The 22,599-nt window shown below is 69.6% G+C and carries 16 protein-coding genes; 7 read left to right on the plus strand and 9 right to left on the minus strand.

What is annotated here, in order from left to right:
• Positions 1-35: 35 nt before the first annotated feature.
• From arfB to recC, 4 genes are read right to left on the minus strand one after another with little or no spacing between them, the layout of a single operon-like run.
• On the minus strand, positions 36-440 hold the full coding sequence (gene arfB / locus ACTJLD_RS08860; protein ID WP_021162067.1) for an alternative ribosome rescue aminoacyl-tRNA hydrolase ArfB: 405 nt from the start codon (positions 438-440) through the stop codon (positions 36-38).
• Positions 437-2,716, minus strand: coding sequence for an AAA family ATPase (locus tag ACTJLD_RS08865; protein WP_440658574.1), 2,280 nt, complete (start codon positions 2,714-2,716; stop codon positions 437-439). Before ACTJLD_RS08865 ends, arfB begins: the two co-directional genes overlap by 4 nt.
• Complete coding sequence (gene recB / locus ACTJLD_RS08870; RefSeq protein ID WP_440658575.1) at positions 2,713-6,423, minus strand: exodeoxyribonuclease V subunit beta; 3,711 nt, start codon at positions 6,421-6,423, stop codon at positions 2,713-2,715. Before recB ends, ACTJLD_RS08865 begins: the two co-directional genes overlap by 4 nt.
• Positions 6,420-9,764 carry an exodeoxyribonuclease V subunit gamma gene (gene recC, locus ACTJLD_RS08875; RefSeq protein WP_440658576.1) on the minus strand — a complete coding sequence of 1,115 codons (3,345 nt, stop codon included), beginning with the start codon at positions 9,762-9,764 and terminating at the stop codon, positions 6,420-6,422. Before recC ends, recB begins: the two co-directional genes overlap by 4 nt.
• A gap of 181 nt (positions 9,765-9,945) precedes the next feature.
• On the opposite strand from recC, the gene ACTJLD_RS08880 reads away from it, so the two are divergent.
• A complete protein-coding gene (locus ACTJLD_RS08880) occupies positions 9,946-12,237 on the plus strand; it encodes an FUSC family protein (RefSeq protein ID WP_059695506.1) in 2,292 nt (763 codons plus the stop codon).
• A gap of 291 nt (positions 12,238-12,528) precedes the next feature.
• The gene (locus ACTJLD_RS08885) at positions 12,529-13,896 is read left to right on the plus strand and encodes an amino acid permease (protein WP_059695504.1); all 1,368 of its coding nucleotides are present in this window, start codon (positions 12,529-12,531) and stop codon (positions 13,894-13,896) included.
• Positions 13,897-14,044: 148 nt separating this feature from the next.
• On the opposite strand, the gene ACTJLD_RS08890 is transcribed toward ACTJLD_RS08885, so the two are convergent.
• Entirely contained in the window at positions 14,045-14,206 is a 162-nt protein-coding gene (locus ACTJLD_RS08890) for a hypothetical protein (protein WP_006476417.1), read from the minus strand.
• 242 nt (positions 14,207-14,448) lie between these two features.
• Here ACTJLD_RS08890 and ACTJLD_RS08895 point away from each other — a divergent pair, with 242 nt between their 5' ends.
• The 3 genes from ACTJLD_RS08895 to ACTJLD_RS08905 are packed head-to-tail and all read left to right on the plus strand — an operon-like array spanning position 14,449 to position 17,948.
• Positions 14,449-15,492 (plus strand): Fe(3+) ABC transporter substrate-binding protein, encoded by a 1,044-nt coding sequence (locus tag ACTJLD_RS08895; protein WP_060221621.1) that lies wholly within the window; start codon positions 14,449-14,451, stop codon positions 15,490-15,492.
• Positions 15,482-17,170: an ABC transporter permease gene (locus ACTJLD_RS08900; protein WP_440658578.1), complete on the plus strand. Its 1,689-nt coding sequence runs from the start codon at positions 15,482-15,484 to the stop codon at positions 17,168-17,170. Before ACTJLD_RS08895 ends, ACTJLD_RS08900 begins: the two co-directional genes overlap by 11 nt.
• A 4-nt stretch (positions 17,171-17,174) precedes the next feature.
• On the plus strand, positions 17,175-17,948 hold the full coding sequence (locus ACTJLD_RS08905; RefSeq protein ID WP_440658580.1) for an ABC transporter ATP-binding protein: 774 nt from the start codon (positions 17,175-17,177) through the stop codon (positions 17,946-17,948).
• Positions 17,949-17,990: 42 nt separating this feature from the next.
• Here the strand turns inward: ACTJLD_RS08905 and ACTJLD_RS08910 are convergent, their stop codons facing one another.
• The 4 genes from ACTJLD_RS08910 to ACTJLD_RS08925 all read right to left on the minus strand — a co-directional run bounded on the left by ACTJLD_RS08910 (position 17,991) and on the right by ACTJLD_RS08925 (position 20,451).
• Positions 17,991-18,461: an Lrp/AsnC family transcriptional regulator gene (locus tag ACTJLD_RS08910; RefSeq protein ID WP_006484401.1), complete on the minus strand. Its 471-nt coding sequence runs from the start codon at positions 18,459-18,461 to the stop codon at positions 17,991-17,993.
• A gap of 244 nt (positions 18,462-18,705) precedes the next feature.
• The gene (locus ACTJLD_RS08915; protein WP_060196135.1) at positions 18,706-19,347 is read right to left on the minus strand and encodes an NAD(P)-dependent oxidoreductase; all 642 of its coding nucleotides are present in this window, start codon (positions 19,345-19,347) and stop codon (positions 18,706-18,708) included.
• A 129-nt stretch (positions 19,348-19,476) separates the two neighbouring features.
• Positions 19,477-19,932 (minus strand): Rrf2 family transcriptional regulator, encoded by a 456-nt coding sequence (locus tag ACTJLD_RS08920; RefSeq protein ID WP_027787952.1) that lies wholly within the window; start codon positions 19,930-19,932, stop codon positions 19,477-19,479.
• Positions 19,933-20,022: 90 nt separating this feature from the next.
• Positions 20,023-20,451 carry a hypothetical protein gene (locus tag ACTJLD_RS08925; RefSeq protein WP_021159399.1) on the minus strand — a complete coding sequence of 143 codons (429 nt, stop codon included), beginning with the start codon at positions 20,449-20,451 and terminating at the stop codon, positions 20,023-20,025.
• Positions 20,452-20,644: 193 nt separating this feature from the next.
• Between ACTJLD_RS08925 and ACTJLD_RS08930 the strand changes: the two genes are divergently transcribed.
• Both ACTJLD_RS08930 and ACTJLD_RS08935 read left to right on the plus strand, forming a co-directional pair.
• Positions 20,645-20,980 (plus strand): hypothetical protein, encoded by a 336-nt coding sequence (locus ACTJLD_RS08930; RefSeq protein WP_059695496.1) that lies wholly within the window; start codon positions 20,645-20,647, stop codon positions 20,978-20,980.
• Between the two features lie 274 nt (positions 20,981-21,254).
• The gene (locus ACTJLD_RS08935; protein ID WP_200058556.1) at positions 21,255-22,448 is read left to right on the plus strand and encodes an ammonium transporter; all 1,194 of its coding nucleotides are present in this window, start codon (positions 21,255-21,257) and stop codon (positions 22,446-22,448) included.
• The last annotated feature ends 151 nt before the right edge of the window (positions 22,449-22,599 follow it).

Consider the following 22,599-nt stretch of genomic DNA (forward strand, 5'->3'; position numbering starts at 1 on the left):
CTGCCGCACCCGCGGCTCGTCCGCCCGACCATTCGTCAGTCGATCACCTTCCCTCTTCCCGACTTCACCGCGCTGCGGCGCGACTTGTGCTCGAGCCGCCGCTCCTTCGACGCGCGCGTCGGCCGCGTGGCGACCCGTGCGCGCGGCGTGAACGCAACGCCGGCGATCAATGCATCGAGGCGCGCCAGCGCGGCCTCGCGGTTTTTCTCCTGGGTGCGGTATTCCTGCGACTTGATCACGACGATGCCGTCGCGCGTGATGCGCTGGTCGGACAGCGCGAGAAGCCGCTCCTTGATGACAGGCGGCAACGACGACGCACGGATGTCGAAGCGCAGGTGGATCGCGCTCGACACCTTGTTCACGTTCTGCCCGCCGGCGCCTTGCGCGCGCACGGCCGTCCATTCGACCTCGGCCGGATCGAGCGTATAGCGGATCATCATCGCGACGCCTCCATGCGGCGCCGTGCCAGCGCCTCGTCGACGCGTGCCGCGAGCCCCGAATCGCGCTGCGTGCGCGTCGCGACCGCCTGCGCCAGCACGCGCCGCGGCCCGATCACCTGCACGCGCGTGCGGGCACGCGTGACGGCCGTATAGACGAGTTCGCGCGTGAGCACACGACCGAACGATGCCGGCAGCACGAGCGCGGCTTCGTCGAATTCCGAGCCCTGCGATTTGTGGACCGTCAGCGCGAACGCGGTTTCGTGCGGCGGCAGCGCGGCCGGCGACACCGCGCGCGCGGTGCCGTCCGCACGCCGGAACCACACGCGCAGCACGCCGTGCGCGTCGGGCAGCGCAATGCCGATATCGCCGTTGAACAGCCCGAGCGCGTAGTCGTTGCGCGTCACCATGATCGGCCGCCCCGTGAACCAGTGCGCGCCGACCGCCAGCGGCACGCGCGCCGCGTGGCGCACGTGCGCGGCCACGAGCGCATTGACGTGCTCCGCGCCGCGCAAGCCGCTGCGGGTCGCGCACAGGATCCGGAACCGGTTGAGCGCGTCGAACAGCGGCAGCGGATCGGGCACCGGCGCGGCCAGCGCGTCGCGCAACGCGTCGAGGTAAGCACCGAACCGCCGCGCGAGCCGCTCGAGCGTCGACGTCGCGAGCGACTCGCCCGCATCGTCATGGAACGACGCAGCCGCCGAATCGTCGGCGGGCAGCGCGTCGAGCGCGGCCTGCACGTCGCCGCTGCGGATCGCGAGCGACAGCCGCCCGATCGGCGAATCGAGACCGAAGCGGTAGTTGCGTTCGAGCCAGACCACGCAGTCGGCGAGCGGTGCCGGTGCGGGCGTGGGCGCGGCGGACGCGGCGGCGGGTTCGCCCGGCGGGTTCGATGTGATCGACGCAAGCGCCACGTCGCCTGCGTCGAACGGCGGCAGCTCGACGGCGTCGAGCCACGCCAGTTCGTCGACCTCGATCCATGCGGAGGCCTCGCCTGCATCGCCAGCTTCACCGGTTTCGGTCGGCGGCGGCGCGACGTTGGACGACGAAACCTCGTCATCCTGCGGTTCGTCGTCGAAGAGCGATGCCTGTCTCGCATCGGCCTTCCGTCGCGACGCCGGCTTGCGTGTGGTGGCCGATGGCGGCGCCGGGACGCGGGCCGCGGCGGAAACCGGATGCGCAGCGGGAACGGCTGCGACCACGGCCTCGTCCTGCACCGGCAACGCCGCGACGAATGCCGCCTCGTCGATGCCGAGCGCCTGAGCGATGCGCGTACGCGCCGCGGCGGTAAACGCGGGTCGCGCGCTCAGCTCCGCGAATACGGCACCCGCCTCGACCGCGGCCAGTTGATCCTTGTCGCCGAGCAGCACGAGCCGCGCGCCCGGCGCGAGCGCATCGAGCAGATGCGCGGCGAGCGCGACGTCGATCATCGATGCCTCGTCGACGACGATCAGGTCGTACGGGAGCGGATTGTCGCGATGATGCCGGAAACCGGCCGCCCCGCCGCCGCCCAGCAGCCGGTGCAGCGTGTACGACGTATCGGGCAGGCGCGCCGCGAGTTCGGGCGGCAGGTCGCCGGCCCGCGCATGCAATGCCTCCTGCATCCGCTGCGCGGCCTTGCCGGTCGGCGCGGCCAGCGCGACGCGCAGCCCCGGATGCGCATCGAGCAGACAGGCCAGCACGCCGACGACGGTCGTCGTCTTGCCCGTGCCCGGGCCACCGCTGACGATCGTCACGCGGCCGGTCAGCGCGACGATCGCCGCGACGCGCTGCCAGTCGACTTCGCCGTTCGACGGCCCGAAGTAACGCGCGAGACTGTCGCGCAGCCGGTCGGGCGCGAGACCTTCGTCCGGCACGGTCGCACCGGCCTGCGCGACGAGCGCATCGGCAAGCCGCCGTTCGTAGTCGAAATAGCGCGACAGGTACAGGTGGTCGTGGCGGTCGACGATCAGCGGCCGCTCGTCGCCCCGCGCGAGCGTGCCGAACGCGACCACGCCGCTCGCGGCGAGCGCCGCGCGAACCTCGTCGAGCGGTGTTTCGTAGCGCTGCGCGAGCGCGCCGAGCGCGACGCACACGTGGCCGCCTGCCGTCGCACGACTCGTCGCGAACGCGGCGCGCGCTGCCCAGCGCGCGGCCGCGGCCGGCGCGCCGGCGCGGCGAGCGAGATCGCCGATCCGCCTCGCGAAACCTTCCGCGAGCGCGATGCCGAAATCGGCGGGCTCGGGCAGCCGCGCGACGAGGCCGCCGGTGAATTCGAGCGTATCGTCCTGCGCGTTCATCCTCGGCCCCCTTCCATCATCCGGTCGAGTGCGTCGACAAGCGCGCGCGCGGGCCGCCGCGCATGCACGCCGGCCGGCTCGCCGCCGCTGCGCCAGCCGGGCCGTACACCCCGCACGAACAGGTACAGGTAGCCCGCGACATGCGTGTCGTAGTCGTAATCGGGCAGCCGCCCGCGCAGGTAGCGATGCAGCGCGACCGTATAGAGCAGCGCCTGCAGGTGATACGCGTGGTCGGCCATCGCGACGTCGAGCGCGCGCGGGCCATAGGCGTCCGGCGTCGTGCCGAGATGGTTCGACTTCCAGTCGACGATCCAGAAGCGGCCGTCGTGTTCGACGATCATGTCGATGAAACCCTTGATGAAACCGGCGAGCATGCCCGCCTCCAGTGCAACGTCCGGGTAGCCGTGCGCGACCAGCAGGCGGCGTAGCGCCATCAGGTCGAGCGACGGCGCCGGGAACAGGAACCCCATTTCGTCGAGCCGCTTCTCGGGATCGAGATCGACGAGCCGCATGCCCGGCACGAGCTCGGTGTGCACGACGTCATCGACCAGTTGCACCATCATCGCCGGCAGACGTGTCGCGAGTTCGGGCCCGGCCTCGACCGGCCGGTCGTGCAGCGCACCGAGCGCGGCCTTCGGCCACGACTCGGGCTCCGTGAACCGGCTGAGCTCGAACAGGCGGTGCAGGCACTCGCCGGCCGCCGCGCCGCGCGGGAACACGAGGATGTCGTCGTCCGGCGGTTCGGGCGCAACCGTATCGGCCAACAGCCACTCGGCATCCGGCGCGACCGCGGCAAGCGCATCGTGGTCGGGCCGCAGTTCGTCATCCGGCACGGCCGCGACGCCCGCCTCCTCGCGCGCCATCGACGCGGTCAGCGAACTGAAGCTGGCCATCCGCCAGGCATCGCGCAGCACGCGCGTCGCATGGCGCGCCGCGAGCGTCTGCGACGCGTCGTGCCCGGCCGCCAGACGCTCGGGGCGCGCAGGCGCCGGCAGCGGCGCGACGCTCACGGGGCCGCCCGCGAGCGCGTGCCACGCCGTATCGAGCGCGGCTTCGTCGGGCGGCTCGTCGAGCCATGCATCGAACGACTGGCCGGCGCCGGCGACGAGCCAGTTGAGCACGCTGCGTCGCGCCTCGCGCGTCGAGCGCGACGACAGGTACGGCCCGGCGACGACGTAGCAGCGATAGACCGCACGCGTGAGCGCCACGTAGACGAGCCGCGCGCGCTCCGCGGCCTGCTCGCGCAGCGCTTGCTGCGCCGCATGCGCGGCCGCCTCGTCGTCGCACCCGTAATGCAGCACCGCGTCGCCCGCATCGTCGTGGTATTCGCGCGCATCGGGCAACGCGGACGCGGGCGGCTCGCGCAACCCGCCGTCGTTCAGGAACGGACAGAACACGATCGCGTATTCGAGGCCTTTCGACTTGTGCACGGTAACGATCTGCACGAGGTTGCGATCGGATTCGAGCCGCAACTGCGCTTCCTCGCCGCCGCCGTCGAGCCGTTGCGCGGCAAGCCAGCGCAGCGTCGGCGCGATGCCCGGCTGCGCGGACGCGCGTGCCTGCGTCAGTTCGGCCAGATGGTTGATGTCGGTCACGCGACGCTCGCCGTCCGCGCCGGCCATCAGCCGCTCGGCGATCCGCAATTCGCGCGTGAACGTGCGCCACATCACCGCGAAACCGCGTTCGCGCCACAGCAGCCGGTACCGCGAGAAGCGCTCGACCCAGCTCATCGCGTCGGCGCTGTCAGCCGCGGACGCTTCGTGTGACGCATCACCGTCGCCCTGCTCCATCCGCCACAGTGCGCCGGCATCGAGGCCGAACCAGTCGGCTGCGAGCGCCGCGCGCAGCCGACGCAGGTCGCCCGGCGCATCGATCGCCGCCAGCACGCGTTCAAGCTGCTCCGCGTCGCCGGTCGAGAACACCGAGGCCTGCGCCAGTTCCACGCTGCCGATGCCCCACGTGGCCAGCACGCGCTTCACGAGACTGCCCTGCCGGTGCGTCTGCACGAGCACCGCGATATCGCCCGGCGACAGCGGCGACTCGCCGAGCCGAACGCGCCCTTCGCGCGCGCCCCGCATCAGCCGGGCAATCTCGGCGGCACAGGCCTGCGCGGCCCGTGCCTGCGCATCACGCTTGAGCAACGTGCCTTCACCGCCAGGCAACGCCCACACCCGGAAGTCGCCTGCCGGGCCCGGATCGGTGTCGTCGACGAACGGCGCGCGCACGCGCGTGCCGGCACGCACCGCGTAATAGTCGAGCCCGTCGAGCACGAACGCGCGCGGATTCGACATGAAGAAGCGGTTGCACGCATCGACGATCGCGGGCGTCGAGCGCTGGTTGACCGCGAGCGTGTAGCATGCGCTCGCCCGCGCGCGCGCCGCCAGATAGGTATGCAGATCGGCCGCGCGGAAGCTGTAGATCGCCTGCTTCGGATCGCCGACGAGGAATAGCGGGCCGCCCGGCGCGAAGATCCGGTCGAAGATCGCGAACTGCAGCGGGTCGGTATCCTGGAACTCGTCGATCAGCGCGGCCGGATAGCGCGCGCGCAGCGTCTCGGCGAGCCACGGATGCGCATGCAGCGCGTGGTACAGGTTCGCCAGCAGATCGTCGAACGACACGATGCGCCGCGTGCGCTTGCGCTCGGCCAGCTCGCCCGGCGCCATGTCGAGCCATTCGGCGATCAGCGCGAGCCAGCGCGCGCGTTGCGCGGCTTCAGCCGCCGCCACGGCCGCCTCGAGCGCGTCCGCCACGTCGAAGAACGCGTGTTCGGGCGTCGCGCCGCCTTTTTTCGTCGCCTTCACGAGCGCGGTGCGCGTGAGCTTCAGCGCGGCCTTCGGCAGCGCAGCCGTCGCGTCGCCCTGCGCGAAATGCGCGGCCCATGCGGCGAGCGCATCGGCAACTGCTTCGGGTTTGTGCGAACGCTGGTTGAGCGCGGGCTGCGCGGCGCGCAGCAACGCATCGATCGCTTCGCGCTCGGCCGTCCACATCCGCCCGGCCTCAGCGAAACATTCGGCCGCGGCGGCCTCGGCCGATTCGTCGGGCTCGGTCACGCCGTCCCAGCGCAGCGCGGCGAGCGGCTTCTTCAGCCGGCGCGCGAGCTGCGCATCGAGCGCGGCCGGCCCGGCGCCCGATTCGACGAGCCAGGTCGCGAAACCCGGCCAGCGCGCGGCCGCCGGTTCGACGCGCGTGCGCCAGAAATCCGCCGCGAGTTCGAAGCGCAGCGACGCATCGTCGGCCTCCATGTCGAACGCGAACGGCATCGCGGCCGCGAACGGCGCTTCCTGCAGCGCGCGCTGGCAGAACGCGTGGATCGTATGGATGGCCGCCTGATCGAACGCGCGCAACGCACGCCGGATCCGTTTCGCGGCCGTTTCGGGATCGAGCTCGCCACCTTCGCCGAGCGTCGTCTCGAGCAGGCGCTCGATGAACGGATCGCCGCCGTCGTCACCCGTGTCGAGCGCATGCGCAAGCTGCGCGAGCCGGCCGCGAATCCGCTCGTGCAGCTCCGCGGTCGCGGCTTTCGTGAAAGTCACGACGAGGATTTCGTCCGCGCCGAGATCCTTTTCCAGCAGCAGGCGCACATAGAGCGCGCAGATGTTCCAGGTCTTGCCGGTGCCGGCCGATGCCTCGATCTGGTTGACGCCATCGAGCGGACACGCGAACACGTCGAGTTCGAGCGCCTGCTGCGGCTGCGACACGGCGCTCATGCGACCTCCTTCAGATGCTCGACGAGCGGATCGAACACGAGCCGCGCGAGCGTGGCGAACGGCTCGTCGAGCGACGCATGCGCGCCGCGCCATGCGATCGCGATGGCCGGATCGTCGGCTTCGCTCACGACCCGTTCGTTGATCCAGACACTCGCGGCCTTGGCCTCGCCGTCGGACACCCGCGCCCATGCGCTGCGCGGGAAAAACCGCAGCGGCATGCGCCGCCCCGCGCGAAACAGCGCGGCAAGCGGTGCGAGCTGCTCGAGCGGCGCGGCGACAGGCGTCAGCTCGAACGCGCCGCCGCTGCCGAACCACAGCGTGCGGCGCGGGCCGCCGGGCTCGATCGCGCAGTAGACGAGATGCGCAAGCCACGCGGACAGGTAGTCGCGCGCACTCGGCCTCGCATAACGGTAGATGATCTGCCCGGCCTGCGTCAGCCGGTTCAGCGTGCCGTGCAGTTCAAGCGGCGCGCTCACCGCGTCGCCCGACAGCAGCGCGTCGTGCGCGCCGAACAACGCCTGCTCGGTATCGGGCCAGGCGGGCACGACGGCGAGCGAGAACGACCGCCGCTCCATCCCGTCGGCCAGCGCACGACGCACGTTCGACGCCAGCTGCGTCATCGAGCCGAGCGCCTGGTCGCGCCACACGGCGCCCGTCGCGCCGCCCGGCAGTTCGGGGCTCGCGTCCGCGATGCGCAGCGCATGATCGTGCACGCCGCCCTCGTCCGATTCGATCAGCAGCGGCAGCACGCGCTCGGCGAGCGCATCGCTGCCGGCGAAGTCGAGCGCGAACGGTTCCGTATCGAGCAGTTCGGCCTGCGCGTCGGCAAGCACGATGCCGAGCCGGCCGCGCAGCAACGCGCGCGCCGGATGGCGCCAGAAGCGTTCGAATTCGCTGAATGCGACGGGCTCGACCGGTTCGGCCGGCAGCGGCTGCGCGAAGAACGGCAATTCGCGCGGGCCGTCGCGCGACGCTTCGGCGGCGAGCAGCGACGCGAGCGTCGCCCGCTCGGCGTCATAGGACACGAGCGCGCTGCCGGGCTGGAAATACGCGGCCGCGAACGGTTGCAGCGGATGCTCGACGATGAACGCGCGCCGCGCGGCATCGACCGCGTCCGGCGCGGCGTCGGGGCCTGCCGTGACGAGCGCGAGATGGTCGAGCAATTCGTCGACGAGTGCCGCGGGCGGCAACGGCGCGTTGTCGCGAATGCTGCGGCCCGTGTACGCAATCAGCAACCGGTCGCGTGCGGCGAGCAGCAGGTCGAGAAACAGGTTGCGCTCGTCGTCGCGGCGCTGGCGATCGCCGAGCTTCGGCAACACGGCCATCAGGTCGAATTCGTCCGCGCGCGCGAGGCTCGGCAGCACGCCATCGTCCATCCCGAGCAGGCAGACGACGCGATACGGCAGCCCGCGCAGGCTCGTCAGCGACGAGAACGTGACGCCGCCCCACGGCACCCCGCCGCGCGCCGGATCGTCGAGCGCGGCGGCCAGCCCGGCCCGGACGACGGCCGCCGGCAGCGCTTCGTCGGGCGCCCCCTCCGTCATCGCGGCCAGCATCGCGTCGAGCGCGTCGCGCACGCCCGCGAGCGCATCCGCATACGCGGCGCCCGAATCGAAGAAACGCGCGAGCGTGTCGGCGAACAGTTCGCTCCAGCCGTGCGGCGTATGCGATTCGGCCAGCCGCCGCGCGAAGCCGTCGAGGTCGTCGGTGAAGCGTGCGAGCCGGCCGAGCAGTTCGGCCTCGCTGCCGGTGGCCGCTTCGATCGGCAGCCACGCGCCGACCGGTGCCGCGCCTTCCGGCATCGCATAACCGAGAAAGAGCCGCGCGAGCGCATCGGAGAACGTATGACGCGGCGACGGCACGGCCGCATCGTCGCTCGCGAGCGGCGACAGCCCGCGCCGCGCGCCGGCGGCCGCGAGCCAGGTCTGCACCGTCTCGAGCGCCGTCGCGTCGATGCCGTAGCGTGCCGACACCGCGTCGACACGCAGCCATTCGACCAGCTCGGGCGCACCGACCTGCCGCTCCGGCAACGCGAGCCAGTCGAGCAGCACGCGCGCGACCGGGTTCGCCTGCGAAGGCGGCAGGCCGGTGATGCGGTAAGGCACGCGTGCACCGCCACTGCCGGCCGTGCCGAACACGGCGTCGATCAACGGCCCGGCCGCCGCGAGATCGGCGACCGCGACGAGCACGTCGGACGGCTGCAGGCTCGCGTCGGCGTCGAACCACGCGAGCAGCCGGTCGTGCAGCACCTCGAGCTGGCGCGCGAGGCTGTGGCACACGTGCACCTCGATGCCGCGCTCGGCCGGAGGATCGCCGGCTTCGGCCTCGGGCCGCAGTTCGAGGATCGCGTTCTGCACACGCGCGAGCCACGTCGGCGCGGGATTCTCGACGAAACGCGACGCGTCGCCCGACGCGGCGCTTTCCGTCAGTTCGTGCAGCATGTGCAGCTGCGCCTGGGTCTGCCTGCCCCATTCGGCGAGCAGCGGATGGCCGACCTCCTGGTAGTCGAGGCGCCCGGCCGCGTCGAGCGCCTCGGCATGCGCGGCGGTCACGATGTCGAACCAGAATTCGCGGCACGGGTTCAGCGCATAGACGCGCACGTCGATCCAGCGCGACAGCTCGCGCAGCAACGCGACGTGCAGCGGCGGCATCGTCGGCAGCGCGAACACGCTGACCGATTCCGGCCAGTGCGTGCGTGCGCGCGCGACGGTTTCGGGATCGAGATGGCGCGCCTCGACGAGGAAGCGGTGCGCCGGCGGCGTGCCGCTGTCGCTCAGCTCGGCGAGCAGCGCGCGCCACAGCGCGGCCTGCCAGCGCTCGTCGTCGCGCGCGGCGTCGCTGATCCCGCGCGGCGCGCCGTCGCCCGCGAGCACGGACTCGCCGGCCTGCCACGCGGCGAGCCACTCGGGACGATAGGTCAGGTAATGGTCGAGCACGGCCGCGACGCGGTGGGCAAGCTCGTAGCGCATCGCATCGTCGGACGCGGACAGATACGCGGCCAGCCGCGGCGACGCGAGCCACGGCGCACCGTCGGATGCCTGCGCGAACAGCCGGTAGCAGCGCCACACGAGGCGGTCGGGTGCGAACGGCGAACGCGCGGGCACCGTCAGCACGCGGCCGATCTGCGCCCACAGCCATTGCGCGAGATACGTGAACTCGACGTTCGCGCATACGCCGTTGCGCGCGGCGATGTCGAGCTCGAGGCGACGGCGCAGCGCCGCGCTCGGCACGATGACCTGTTGCGGCGCCCACGGGCCGTTGCGGGCCGGGAACGCGGCCAGATCCTCGAGCAGCGCGTCGGCCAGCGTTTCGTGACGGTTCGAATAGAAGAGATGGAGCATGAAGCAGGCGTCGGAACCTCGCGCGGGCAGGGCCGGGCGAACAGGATCACCAAGGATAGCAAATGGACCGCCTCCGCGAACCTCGGCCGGAAAGCCAGGTTTTGCGGACCGCGAAATACGATAGACTCGTCGCCAGTCAATACGCCGCCCCGGGCGTCTTCGTCTGCCATTCAGTCCATCGATGCGCTATTCGGTCGAAATCAGAAAGTTTTTCTACAGCCAGTACTTTTTCGGCGGCCTGCGGATCGCGGTCGGCGTTTCGCTGCCGGCCGTGCTGTGCCTGATCGTGTTTCACAACCGCGAGCTCGGCTTCACGATCTCGACCGGCGCGCTCGGCGCCTGCGTCGTCGACATGCCGGGCCCGCTCAAGTACAAGCACAACGAAATGCTCGCGTGCAGCGTGATCGGCTTTCTGGCCGCGCTCGCGACCGGCCTTGCCACACCGAACATCTTCGTGCTGTGGCTCACCATCGTGCCGCTCACCTTCGTGCTGTCGCTGATCGTCGTCTACGGCAACCGCTGGCCGCAGATCAGCTTCGCGACGCTGTTCATGATGGTGATGACGCTCGAGGAGAAGTTCACGCCGCTGCAGGCGTTCATCAACGCCGGCTGGATTCTCGCGGGCGGCCTCTGGTACACGTACTGGGCCACGCTCGTGTCGCGATGGCAGGCGCGCCGGATCGAGCAGCAGGCGCTGGCCGAGAGCCTGTTCGCCTGCGCCGACTACCTGCTCGCGCGCGCGCAGTTCTACGACCTCGATGCCGATCTCGACGAGTGCTACCGCAATCTCGTCGCCAAGCAGATCACGGCGGTCGAAACCCAGGAAACCGCGCGCGACATCGTGCTGCGCAACCTGCCGAAGCTGCGCCGCGGCAAGCTCGATCCCGGCCGCACGACGATGTACAACCTGTTCATCAACAGCGTCGACCTGCACGAACTGTTCGTCGGCGCGCACACCGATTACCCGCTGGTGCGCAACACGTTCGGCGGCTCGGACCTGATCATCTTCTATCGCGACCTGATCGGCAAGGCGGCCGCCGATCTCGAGGAGATCGGCCTCGCGGTGCTCGAAAACCGCGCCCCGCATTCGCGGATCAGCGTGAAGGCCGAGCTGCGCGCGATCGAGTACGAGATCGAGCTGATGCGCAAGAAGAACTTCCCGGCCACCAACGCGGAGGCGTATGCGGCCGTGCTCGCCACGTTCCGGCGCATCTGGAGCGCGACGCGCCTGATCGACCGGATGCGCCGCAACCTGTCGGGCCACGCTGATCCGCAGCAAACCGAACTGAAGATCGACAAGGCGCTCACGCGCTTCCTGCAGCGCCGCCGGATGTCGCCGCTCCTGATCTTCTCGAACCTGAACATGCGTTCCCCGAGCTTCCGCCACGCGCTGCGCGTGACGATCGCGGTGGCGGTCGGGTTCTGGCTCGGCCGGCTGCTGCCGCTCACGAACGCGTACTGGATCGTGATGACGACCATCATCATCCTGAAACCCGGCTACTCGCTCACCAAGCAGCGCAACGCGCAGCGGATCATCGGCACGCTGATCGGCTGCGCGGCGAGCATCGCGCTGATCTACACGGTGAAGGAGCCGCACCTGCTGATCGCGATCATGTTCGGGTCGATGGTGATGAGCTACAGCCTGCTGCTGTTCAACTACGCGGCGAGCGTCGTGTTCACGTCGTCGTACGTGCTGCTGATGTTCCACCTGCTCGCGCCGGGCAGCATGCGGATCATCGGCGAGCGCGCGATCGACACCGTGGTCGGCTGCATGATCGCGATCGCCGCGAGCCGGCTGTTCCCGTACTGGGAATACCGGCTGATGGGCAAGCAGGTGGCCGACATGCTCACCGCGACCCGCAAGTATTTCGAGGCCGTGTGGCGGGCCGGGCGCGGCGTGTCGCCGCCGCCCGTGCCGGCCGCCGACGGCGCGGCCGTCGTGCCGGTCGTCGCCGCGGCCATCGAGGCGCCGGCCACGACCCTCGACGACGACTACCGCTACCGCCTCGCGCGCAAGGACGTACACATCGCGTTTGCGAATCTCGGGCAGGCGTTCCAGCGGATGATGATCGAGCCGAAGGCGCACCAGCGCTTCGTGCCGGAACTGAACGACCTGCTCGTGCAGACCCACGTGCTCGGCGCGCAGATCACGGCGGCCGCGCCGCTGATCCGCACGGCCTGCGCAGCCGACGGCAACATCCTTCACGACGATGCGCTGCACCGCGGCCTCGCCGCCGTGCTCGACAATCTCGAGAAGGCCGAGGCCGGCGAGCCGCCGCCCGCCGATCAGCTCGACGCGTCGAAGCAGATCACGCGCGACCTCGACGCGATGGTCGTGTCCGCGGAGAAATCCGATGCGGTGGGTGCCGAGCTCACGCACGACCTGAAGGTACTCGCACATCAGTGCAAGCAGATGCTCGCGTCGTCGCTGCTGATCCGCAAGGATGCGAGCGTGATCCGCCTGCCCGCCTGACCGCGGCTTTACCCCGCCGGTGGCCGGCCCGCGCATGCCGCGGATCGGCCACCGGCGCTACCCGATTCAGCGATCCCCGAAGCATGACCCGAGCGTTCCAGGCGGCCCGCGCCTTCCATGCGCGACCGCCCTGCCCCCTGTTGCGCCCGTCGCGCCAGTCAGGGAATACCCGATTCCGGTCATCCGGCCCGGCTTGTTATCATTCGTTCACAATCAAGTTGTATAGACAACTTGACGCAATCGGACCGGCCCCGCTCGCCCGGTCCGTCGCATAACGATATCGGAGACACGATGAAAAACTTGCAGCGCCACCTGAGCGCGCGGCACATCCGCTTTCTCGCGCTGGGTTCGGCGATCGGCACGGGCCTGTTCTACGGTTCGGCGTCCGCGATCCAGCTCGCGGGCCCGGCCGTGATCCTGGCGTACATCCTGGGCGGCGCGGCCGTCTACATGGTGATGCGCGCGCTCGGCGAGATGGCCGTGCGCGAACCCGTCGCCGGCTCGTTCGGCCACTATGCGACCGAGAACCTCGGCCCGTTTGCCGGCTTCGTCACCGGCTGGACCTACACGCTCGAAATGGTGATCGTCGCGATCGCCGACATCACCGCGTTCGGCATCTACATGGGCTTCTGGTTTCCGGATGTCCCGCAATGGATCTGGGTGCTCGGCGTCGTCGCGATCATCTGCGGGCTGAACCTGTGCCACGTGAAGGTGTTCGGCGAACTCGAGTTCTGGCTGTCGATCATCAAGGTCGGCGCGATCGTCGCAATGATCGGCGGCGGCGTGGCGATCCTGCTGACCGGCATGCACTTCGGCCATTCGGCCGACGTGCCGACGTTCGCGAACCTGTGGAACCATGGCGGCTTCCTGCCGAACGGCGTCGGCGGGCTGATCGCGTCGCTGTCGGTCGTGATCTTCGCGTACGGCGGGATCGAGGTGATCGGGATGAGCGCCGGCGAAGCCAAGGATCCGGAGCGGGTGATTCCGCGCGCGATCAACGCGGTGCCCGCGCGCATCCTGCTGTTCTACGTGCTGACGATGGTCGTGCTGATGTCGATCAGCCCGTGGACGGGTGTCGGCAGCGACGGCAGCCCGTTCGTGCAGATCTTCTCCGCGCTCGGCGTGAAGTCGGCCGCGACGATCCTCAACCTGGTCGTGATCAGCGCGGCGATCTCCGCGATCAACAGCGACATCTTCGGCGCGGGCCGGATGATGTTCGGGATGGCGCGCCAGGGCCAGGCACCGCGCGTGCTGATGACGACCTCGCGGCACGGCGTGCCGTGGGTCACGGTGCTCGTGATGGCGGTCGCGCTGCTCGCCGGCGTGCTGCTCAACTACCTGATGCCGAAGGACGTGTTCCTGATGGTCGCGGCAATCGCGACGTTCGCGACCGTGTGGGTCTGGCTGATGATCCTGCTGTCGCAGGTCGCGATGCGCCGCCGGCTGTCGAGCGCCGAAGTCGCGGCGCTGAAGTTCAAGGTGCCGTTGTGGCCGGTCGCGCCGGCGCTGACGATCGCGTTCATGGGCTTCGTGATCGTGATGCTCGGCTGGTTCGAGGACACGCGTGTCGCGCTGTATGTCGGCGCGGCGTGGCTCGCGCTGCTCGCGGTCGTGTTCTACGCACGGATCCGCCCGAAATTCGCCCCTGCGTCACGTTGACGCACGGCTGATCTGCGTACGCGGCGCGCCGGTTCCGGCGCCCGCTTCGTTCCCGGCTCCGCGCGGCATCTGCCGCGCCAACAGCCGGGCACTCGTCCCCTTCACCTCGACGCCACGCGCGCGGCCCGCCGGGCCGCGCATCGGCACGTCAGTGCGACGCGGCGCTCGCGGCCTCGGCCGGATGGGCTTCGTCGTACGCGTGCTTCTGCGAAATCGCGTTGTACAGGATCGTCCCGATCACGAGCAGCACGGCCACGACGATCAGGATGCTCACGTTGCGGACTGGGTTCTTCTTGCGCTGATCGTTCATGGTCGGGGCGACTCCGTCAAATTCATCGAAGCGGGCATTCTACGCGCTTGCGCCCGTCCCGCGACGCCCCGTTTCCGCTCCCCTTTCCCGTCCTCCGCCTGCCTGTCGTTATCTTTCATTTGATAACGGTTCCCATTTCGATCTAGAATCCCGAGTCTTTCATTTTGTAATATTCCGGGTCGCTCGAGCGGCAGGCGCGCCCCGGAACGCTCCCTTCGTCCACCTGCCCCTCCGGAGTCTTCATGTCGAATCCGCGCACCCGCCTGCTGCCGCTCGCCGGCGCCCTCGCTCTTGCCGCCGCTGCCTTCGCGCCGCTGGCCCACGCGGCCGAGGAAGTCAGCCTGTACACCACCCGCGAACCGAAGCTGATCCAGCCGCTCATCGAAGCGTTCACGAAGCAGAGCGGCGTCAAGGTCAATACGGTGTTCGTGAAGGACGGCCTGCTCGAGCGCGTGAAGGCGGAAGGCGCGCAGTCGCCGGCCGACGTGCTGATGACGGTCGACGTCGGCAACCTGCTCGATCTCGTCGACGGCGGGCTCACGCAGCCGGTGCGCTCGAAGACGCTCGACGACGCGATTCCCGCGAACCTGCGCGGCGCGAACGGCGACTGGTACGCGCTGTCGCTGCGCGATCGCGTGCTGTACGTCGAGAAGGACCTGAAGGTCGATGCGTTCCGCTACGAGGATCTCGCCGATCCGAAATGGAAGGGCAAGGTCTGCATCCGCTCGGGCCAGCATCCGTACAACACGGCGCTCGTCGCGGCGATGATCGCGCACGACGGCGAAGCCGCGACCGAGAAGTGGCTGCGCGGCGTGAAGGCGAACCTCGCGCGCAAGGCGACGGGCGGCGACCGCGACGTCGCACGCGACATCCTCGGCGGCATCTGCGACGTCGGCCTCGCGAATGCTTACTACGTCGGCCACATGAAGAATGCGGAGCCCGGCAGCGACGCACGCAAGTGGGGCGATGCGATCAAGGTCGTGCGGCCGACGTTCGCGAACGCGAAGAGCGGCGGCACGCACGTCAACATCAGCGGCGCGACGGTCGCGAAGCACGCGCCGCACAAGGCCAACGCGGTGAAGCTGCTCGAATACCTCGTGTCGCCGGAAGCGCAGGCGCTGTATGCGCAGGCGAACTACGAATACCCGGTGCGCGCGAACGTGAAACTCGATCCGGTGATCGCCGGCTTCGGCACGCTGAAGATCGACCCGCTGCCGCTGGCGGACATCGCGAAGCATCGCAAGCAGGCGAGCCAGCTCGTCGACAAGGTCGGTTTTGACAACTGACGCAACCACCGCCGGCGCGCGCCGCGTGGCGTGCCGGCCGCGCCTGCTGCCGCGCGCGGGCAGCCTGTGGCTGCTCGCGGCGCTGGCGATCGCCGCGGCGGTCGCGGCGCCGCTCGCGGTGCTCGTGGCCGCTGCGTTCGACGCCGATCTCGCGCACTGGCGGCATCTCGCCGAATTCGTGCTGCCGCAGGCGCTCGTCAATACGCTGCTGCTGCTCGCGGGCGTCGGCACGATCGTGTCGATCGTCGGAACCGGCTGCGCGTGGCTCGTCACCGCATACGACTTTCCCGGCCGCCGCGTGCTCACATGGGCACTGCTGCTGCCGCTCGCGGTTCCCACCTACATCGTCGCGTTCGCGTATCTCGACCTGCTGCACCCGATCGGCCCCGTACAGGGCGCGATCCGCTGGCTGCTCGGCTTCGACAGCCCGCGCCAGTTCCGCCTGCCCGACCTGCGCTCGCTGCCCGGCGCGATCTTCGTACTCGGTTTCGTGCTGTATCCCTATGTTTACCTGAGCACGCGCGCGATGTTCGTCACGCAGTCCGCGAGCCTGCTCGAAGCCGCGCGTACGCTCGGCGCGGGACGCATCGCCACGTTCTGGCGCGTCGTCGTGCCGCTCGCGCGGCCCGCGATCGCGGTCGGCGTGAGCCTCGCGCTGCTCGAAACGCTGAACGATATCGGCGCATCGGAATTCCTCGGCGTGCAGACGCTGACGGTATCCGTCTACACGACATGGATCACGCGGTCCGATCTTGCCGGCGCAGCACAGATCGCGCTCGCGATGCTCGCGATCGTCGTGGGCATGATCGTGCTCGAACGCTACGGGCGCCGCCGCCAGCGCTATGCGCACGGCCGGCGCATGCGGCCGATTGCGCCGCGCCGCCTGACGGGCACGGCCGCATGGGGCGCCGCCGTGCTCGGCTGGCTGCCCGTGCTGCTCGGCTTCGGCGCGCCGGCCGCGTATCTCGCGGTCGAGACGGCCAAGCGGCTGCATCTCGTCGGCGGCGTGTCCGCGCAACTGATGACGGGGCTCGCGAACACGCTGACGATCGCCACCGCCGCCACCGTCGCGACACTCGCGTGCGGGCTCGTCGTCGCATGGGCCGCGCGCGCGCAACGCGACAGCGCAGGCGCGGGCCCGGCCCGCGTGTGCGCGAGAATCGCGAGCCTCGGTTATGCGGTGCCCGGCACCGTGCTCGCGATCGGCCTGCTGATCCCGTTCGCGGCGGCCGACCGGCTGTTCGGCGCGGCACTCGGCCGCGACGGGCTGCTGCTGATGGGCTCGGCGGCCGCGCTCGTGATCGCCTACACGGTGCGTTTTCTCGCGATCCCGACCGGCAGCATCGAGGCCGGCCTCGCGCGCATCCCGCCGTCGCTGGAACAGGCGGCGCGCTCGCTCGGCGAAACGGCCGGCGGCACGCTGCGCCGCGTGCACCTGCCGCTGCTGCGGCCCGCGCTCACCACGAGCGCACTGCTGGTGTTCGTCGACGCCATGAAGGAATTGCCGGCGACGCTGCTGCTGCGTCCGCTGAACTTCGACACGCTCGCCACCTGGCTGTATGCGGAAGCGGCGCGCGGCACCTACGAGGAAGGCGCGGTCGCCGCCCTCGCGATCGTGCTGGCCGGGCTCGTGCCCGTGATCCTGCTCGCCCGCACCCGCCACAAGATCGGAGCCTGACACCGTGAACCTGCTCGAACTCGATGACCTCTGCCTCGCCTACGACACGCCGCACGGCCGCCGCACGGTGGTCGACGGCCTGAGCCTCGCGCTGCCGCGCGGCGACATCGGCTGCCTGCTCGGTGCGTCGGGCTGCGGCAAGACCACCGTGCTGCGCGCGATCGCCGGCTTCGAACCGGTGCGCATGGGGCGCATCGTGCTGGACGGCGCGCCCGTCGCGGCGCCGTCGCTCGACGTGCCGCCCGAGCGGCGCCGCATCGGCATGATGTTCCAGGATTACGCGCTGTTTCCGCACCTCAGCGCGGCCGACAACGTCGCGTTCGGTTTGCAGCGCATGCCGAAGACCGAACGGCGCATGCGTGTCGCGGAAATGCTCGATCTGGTCGGCCTCGCCGATTCCGGCAGCGCCTATCCGCACGAGTTGTCGGGCGGCCAGCAGCAACGCGTCGCACTCGCCCGTGCGCTCGCGCCGTCACCGGAACTGCTGCTGCTCGACGAGCCGTTCTCGAATCTCGACGTCGATACGCGCGAGCGGCTCGCGTTCGAGCTGCGCGACATCCTGAAACGCACGGGCCACACCGCGCTCCTCGTCACGCACAACCAGGCGGAAGCGTTCGCGATCGCCGACCGGATCGGCGTGATGAAGGATGGCCAGCTCGCGCAATGGGATACGCCGTACGCACTGCATCACCATCCGGCCAGCCCGTTCGTCGCGGATTTCGTGCGCCGCGACGCACTGGCCGACGAGCGCGCACGCGCACTGGCGCGCGGCCGCTGAACCCGCGGGCGCGCTGCACGCCCGCGCCGTTTCATTGCCGCGCTACGCCGGCTCGGCAAGGTCGCGCACGGGCAGCGCGGTCGAATACTTGATCTGCTCCATCGCGAACGACGAGCTGACGTCGAACAGCGGCACCGTACGAATCAGCTGCTTGTAGACGCGGTCGTAATCGTCGATGCCGGCCACCACGACACGCAGCAGATAATCGGTCTCGCCGCTCATCCGGTACACCTCGACCACTTCCGGCATGTCGCGCACGGCCTGCGTGAACCGCTGCGCCCATTCCTCGGTGTGCTGGTTCGTCCGGATCGCGACGAACACGGTCGTGCCGACCCCAAGCTTGCGCGGATCGCACAGCGCGACCTGCGCGCGAATCGCGCCGGTTTCCTTGAGCCGCTGCACGCGCTTCCAGCACGGCGTCTGCGACAGGTTCACGCGCTGTGCCAGTTCCGCGATCGGCAGCGTGGCATCCGCCTGCAACAGCTCCAGCAGCTTGCGATCGATGGCGTCCATTTCTCCAGTCCCTCGTAGATAGAAATTTATTCTATTCATCCTGCACAACGGGGAACAATATGAAAACCGCCTCGCCGCGTCGACCGGTATAAATACCGATCCGGTACACGCGCGGGACGGGTGAGTCCGCCGGCACGCGGCCCGCTCCAGACGAAACAGGCGATCCCGCCCGTCAAGGTGGAATCGCCTGGCGTTCCTGCACGTCGCGGCCGGCCCGATGCTCACGCGCCGGCCGGCGCGCCGCTCAATACGCGACCGTCGCGATCTCGCGCACGAAGCTGCCTTGCTCGAGCGCATCGACGAACGCGACCGCGTAGTCTTCCGTCGAGATCCTGCTGTTGCCCTGCGCATCCACGATCAGCTTGCCGACGCCCGTGCGGAACGTGCCCGTGCGCTCGCCCGGGGCGATCATCGCGGCCGGCGCGAAGAACGTCCAGTCGAGGTCGTCGACCGTCTTCAGGTAGCCGAGCGCATCGCGGTGCGCGAGCGCCTGCGCCTTGTACGCTTCAGGAAAGCCTTCGCTGTCGACCAGCTGCTTGCCCGGCGCGATTTCGAGCGAACCCGCGCCGCCCACCACCACGAGCCGCTTCAGGCCCGCCTGGCGGGTTCCGGCGACCAGCGCTTTCGCGGCCGCGACGACCTTCGTCGCATCGTCCTGCTTCGGGCCGTACGCGCTCGCGACGACGTCATGACCCGGCAGCGCGGCCGCGATGCTGGCCGCGTCGAACAGATCGGCCGCCTTCGCGGTGATGCCGTCGCCGGCCGCGCCGGGATGGCGCGACAGCGCGGTCACGCGATGACCGCGTCGAACGGCTTCCGCGGCAATGCGCGAGCCGATCGTGCCGGTGGCGCCGAACAGCGCGATATTCAGGGTACGTTGCGTCATGTCGATTCTCCAGTAAGCAAAATATGTAACAAAGTCAATTACAGATAAGACCGAAAAAAAACGGGGCAAAGCCCCCGTTGCGCCGGTCGCCGCGCAAACGCGCCGTCCGGCTTCCTGCCCTGCCGCCGGTTACCCGCCGGCGCGCGCCTCATGTTGCGTGCGCTGCTCCAGATCCAGCACGTCGGCCGTGACGTCGGCCAGCGTGCGCGTGGCAAGCGAGGCTTCCATCGCGCGCTGCGCGTCGCCGATGTAGTCGGTCAGCGCGCCCTGGATGTGCCGCCCGACGAGACACGCGGGATTCGGCGCCTCGCGGTGCAGCGCGAACAGTTGCGCATCGTCGACCGCCCGATATACGTCGAGCAGCGTGATCGCGCCGGGCTCGCGCGCCAGCAGCGCACCGCCGCCCGCGCCCAGCTGCGACGTGGTCAGCCCGGCGGCCGCCAGCATCGACAGCAAGCGGCGGATCAGCGCCGGATTCGTGTTCACGCTGCCCGCGATGATGTCGGACGACAGCGGCACGCCTTCCTGCATCGACAGCAAGGCAAGCACGTGGACGGCAAACGCGAACCGGCTGCTGGTATTCATTCCTCACTCACTTGACGACGCCGGCCCATCCTGCGGCCGGCGACATGTGTAACTATCATAATTACATTTCGTGGATCATGCAAGCCCGCGTCACTCTCCGCTCGCGGGCTTGGCGCCCGACGCATTCTGCTGGCTCCACTGCTGCAGCTTCTTGCCGGCTTCGGCGATCTTCGCGCCGGCTTCGGAAGCCGCATGCGCGACGACCGCGGAAGCAGCCGCGTCAATCTGCGCCTGCGCGGCGGAGGCGAGGCCGCTCGCGGACAGCGGCGGCACGGCCGACGCCGCGGACGCGATGCCGGCCTTCGCGGCGTTGATCTGCTGGTTGACGGTGCTCGCCACCTGGTCGAGCGCCTTGGCCGCATTGTTCGCGGCATCGGCGGCCGCGCTCGCGGCCGTATCGGGTTGCGTGACCGGCGCACCGGACTTCTCGCAGCCCGCGAGCAACAGCAGCGCACCGGCGGCCACGGCCGCCAGTACGGACCCGGGCACGCGACGCGCCCGCGAAGTCTTCATCTTCATCAGCAATCTCCGGCCGCGCGTGGCGCGGCCTCGTGGTTGGACCGACGTCGATGATACCGCCTGTTGAACAGGGCCAATCACGTCCCGCCATTAAAAATGGCTTTCAATTTCGGACTCGTCTGATTCAATCGCACACGCGAGGACTCTAAAGTGGGCACGCTTCAACCCGCTTCGGACGTGCCCCCTTTTTCTCATGGATTTCCTCGTCGACTGGCTCATCGCCCTGGCCGCATTGCTCGCCGCCACCCTGTTCCTGTGTCTGCGCCCGCGGTCGGCGCACCGCCTGGCCGAATCCGGGCGCCCGCGCCGCGTCGCAACCGCGCGCCTGCTCGCGCAGGCCGTGATCGGCTTCTGGACCGCCGCGCTGATCGTCGCGCAAGGCATCCTCGGCCCCGACGGCGACGGCCAGTCGCTCGCGGGCTTCGCGGCGCTCGCGTTCGCCGCGCTCGGGCTGACAACCGTCGCCGCCTACTGGTCGGCGTGCGCGCTGCGGCTGCGCCGGCCGCCCCAGCTGTTCACGCGCCACTAATGCGCCACTAACGCGCCGGTTGGTGCGCCGCCGCGCACCATCGCGCACCACGCCGCATCAACCGGCTCGTCACGCGCACCAGTTCCGTACGCGCCGCACCACGTGCGTGCATCAGGCATCGCGCTCGGCTCGCGTCGGTCACGCCCTCTTCCCGTGCACGATCCATCGGAATGCCTCACCACGCGGCGCACGGGCACCAACTCCATGCGGCGGATCACCAAGTTGGCTCGATATTTGCATTCCTTGCCCATTTTTTGCGCAAGGAAGCCACGGCATGGATGGTCTGAAATCCGGCGTCGACTCACTGTTCCTGTTGATCGGCGCCGTCATGGTGCTCGCGATGCACGCGGGCTTTGCTTTTCTCGAACTCGGCACGGTCCGCAAGAAGAATCAGGTCAACGCGCTCGTGAAGATCCTGGTCGACTTCTCGGTGTCGACGCTCGCGTATTTCTTCATCGGCTACACGATCGCGTACGGCGTCGAGTTCTTCGACGACATCGGCACGCTGTCCCAGCACAACGGCTACGCGCTCGTGCGCTTCTTCTTCCTGCTGACCTTCGCGGCGGCGATTCCCGCGATCGTGTCCGGCGGCATCGCCGAGCGCGCGAAGTTCAATCCGCAGCTCGTCGCGACGCTGATCATCGTCGGCTTCATCTATCCGTTCTTCGAAGGGATCGCGTGGAACGAACGCTTCGGCGTGCAGGCCTGGCTCGCGCACGCGTTCGGCGCGCCGTTCCACGATTTCGCGGGCTCCGTCGTCGTGCACGCGTTCGGCGGCTGGGTCGCGCTGCCGGCCGTACTGCTGCTCGGCGCGCGCCACGGCCGTTACGCGAAGGACGGCCGGATCGCCGCGCACCCGCCGTCGAACATCCCGTTCCTCGCGCTCGGTGCGTGGGTGCTCGCGGTCGGCTGGTTCGGCTTCAACGTGATGAGCGCGCAGACGCTCGACAAGATCAGCGGCCTCGTCGCCGTGAACTCGCTGATGGCGATGGTCGGCGGCACGCTCGCCGCGTGGATGGCCGGCCGCAACGACCCGGGCTTCACGTACAACGGGCCGCTCGCGGGCCTCGTCGCGGTATGCGCGGGCTCCGACGTGATGCACCCGATCGGCGCACTCGTCACGGGCGCGGCTGCCGGCGCACTGTTCGTCGCGATGTTCACCTGCGTGCAGAACAAGTGGCGCATCGACGACGTGCTCGGCGTGTGGCCGCTGCACGGCATGTGCGGCGCGCTTGGCGGCCTCGCGGCCGGCGTGTTCGGCCTGCCCGCGCTCGGCGGCCTCGGCGGCGTGTCGCTCATGTCGCAGCTCGTCGGCACGCTCGGCGGCATCGCGATCGCGACCGCGGGCGGCACGCTCGTGTACGGTGCGCTGAAGGCGACCGTCGGGCTGCGCCTCGACCGCGAAGCCGAGTTCGACGGCGCGGACCTGTCGATCCACCGCATCTCGGCGACGCCCGAGCGCGATTGAGCCCCTGACGAACGCCCGGCCCGCCATTACGTTTTCAATTCAAAAAACTTTCATCGAGCGTCCTTACACTTCCGTCCAGTTTTCAATTTGCCTTCGCGACGCTTGCCGAGCGCCTGCTTCGCGAAGGCCATTCTTCCAACAACTGAAACTG

Source organism: Burkholderia sp. 22088, from assembly GCF_052045915.1.
GTDB lineage: Bacteria > Pseudomonadota > Gammaproteobacteria > Burkholderiales > Burkholderiaceae > Burkholderia > Burkholderia cepacia.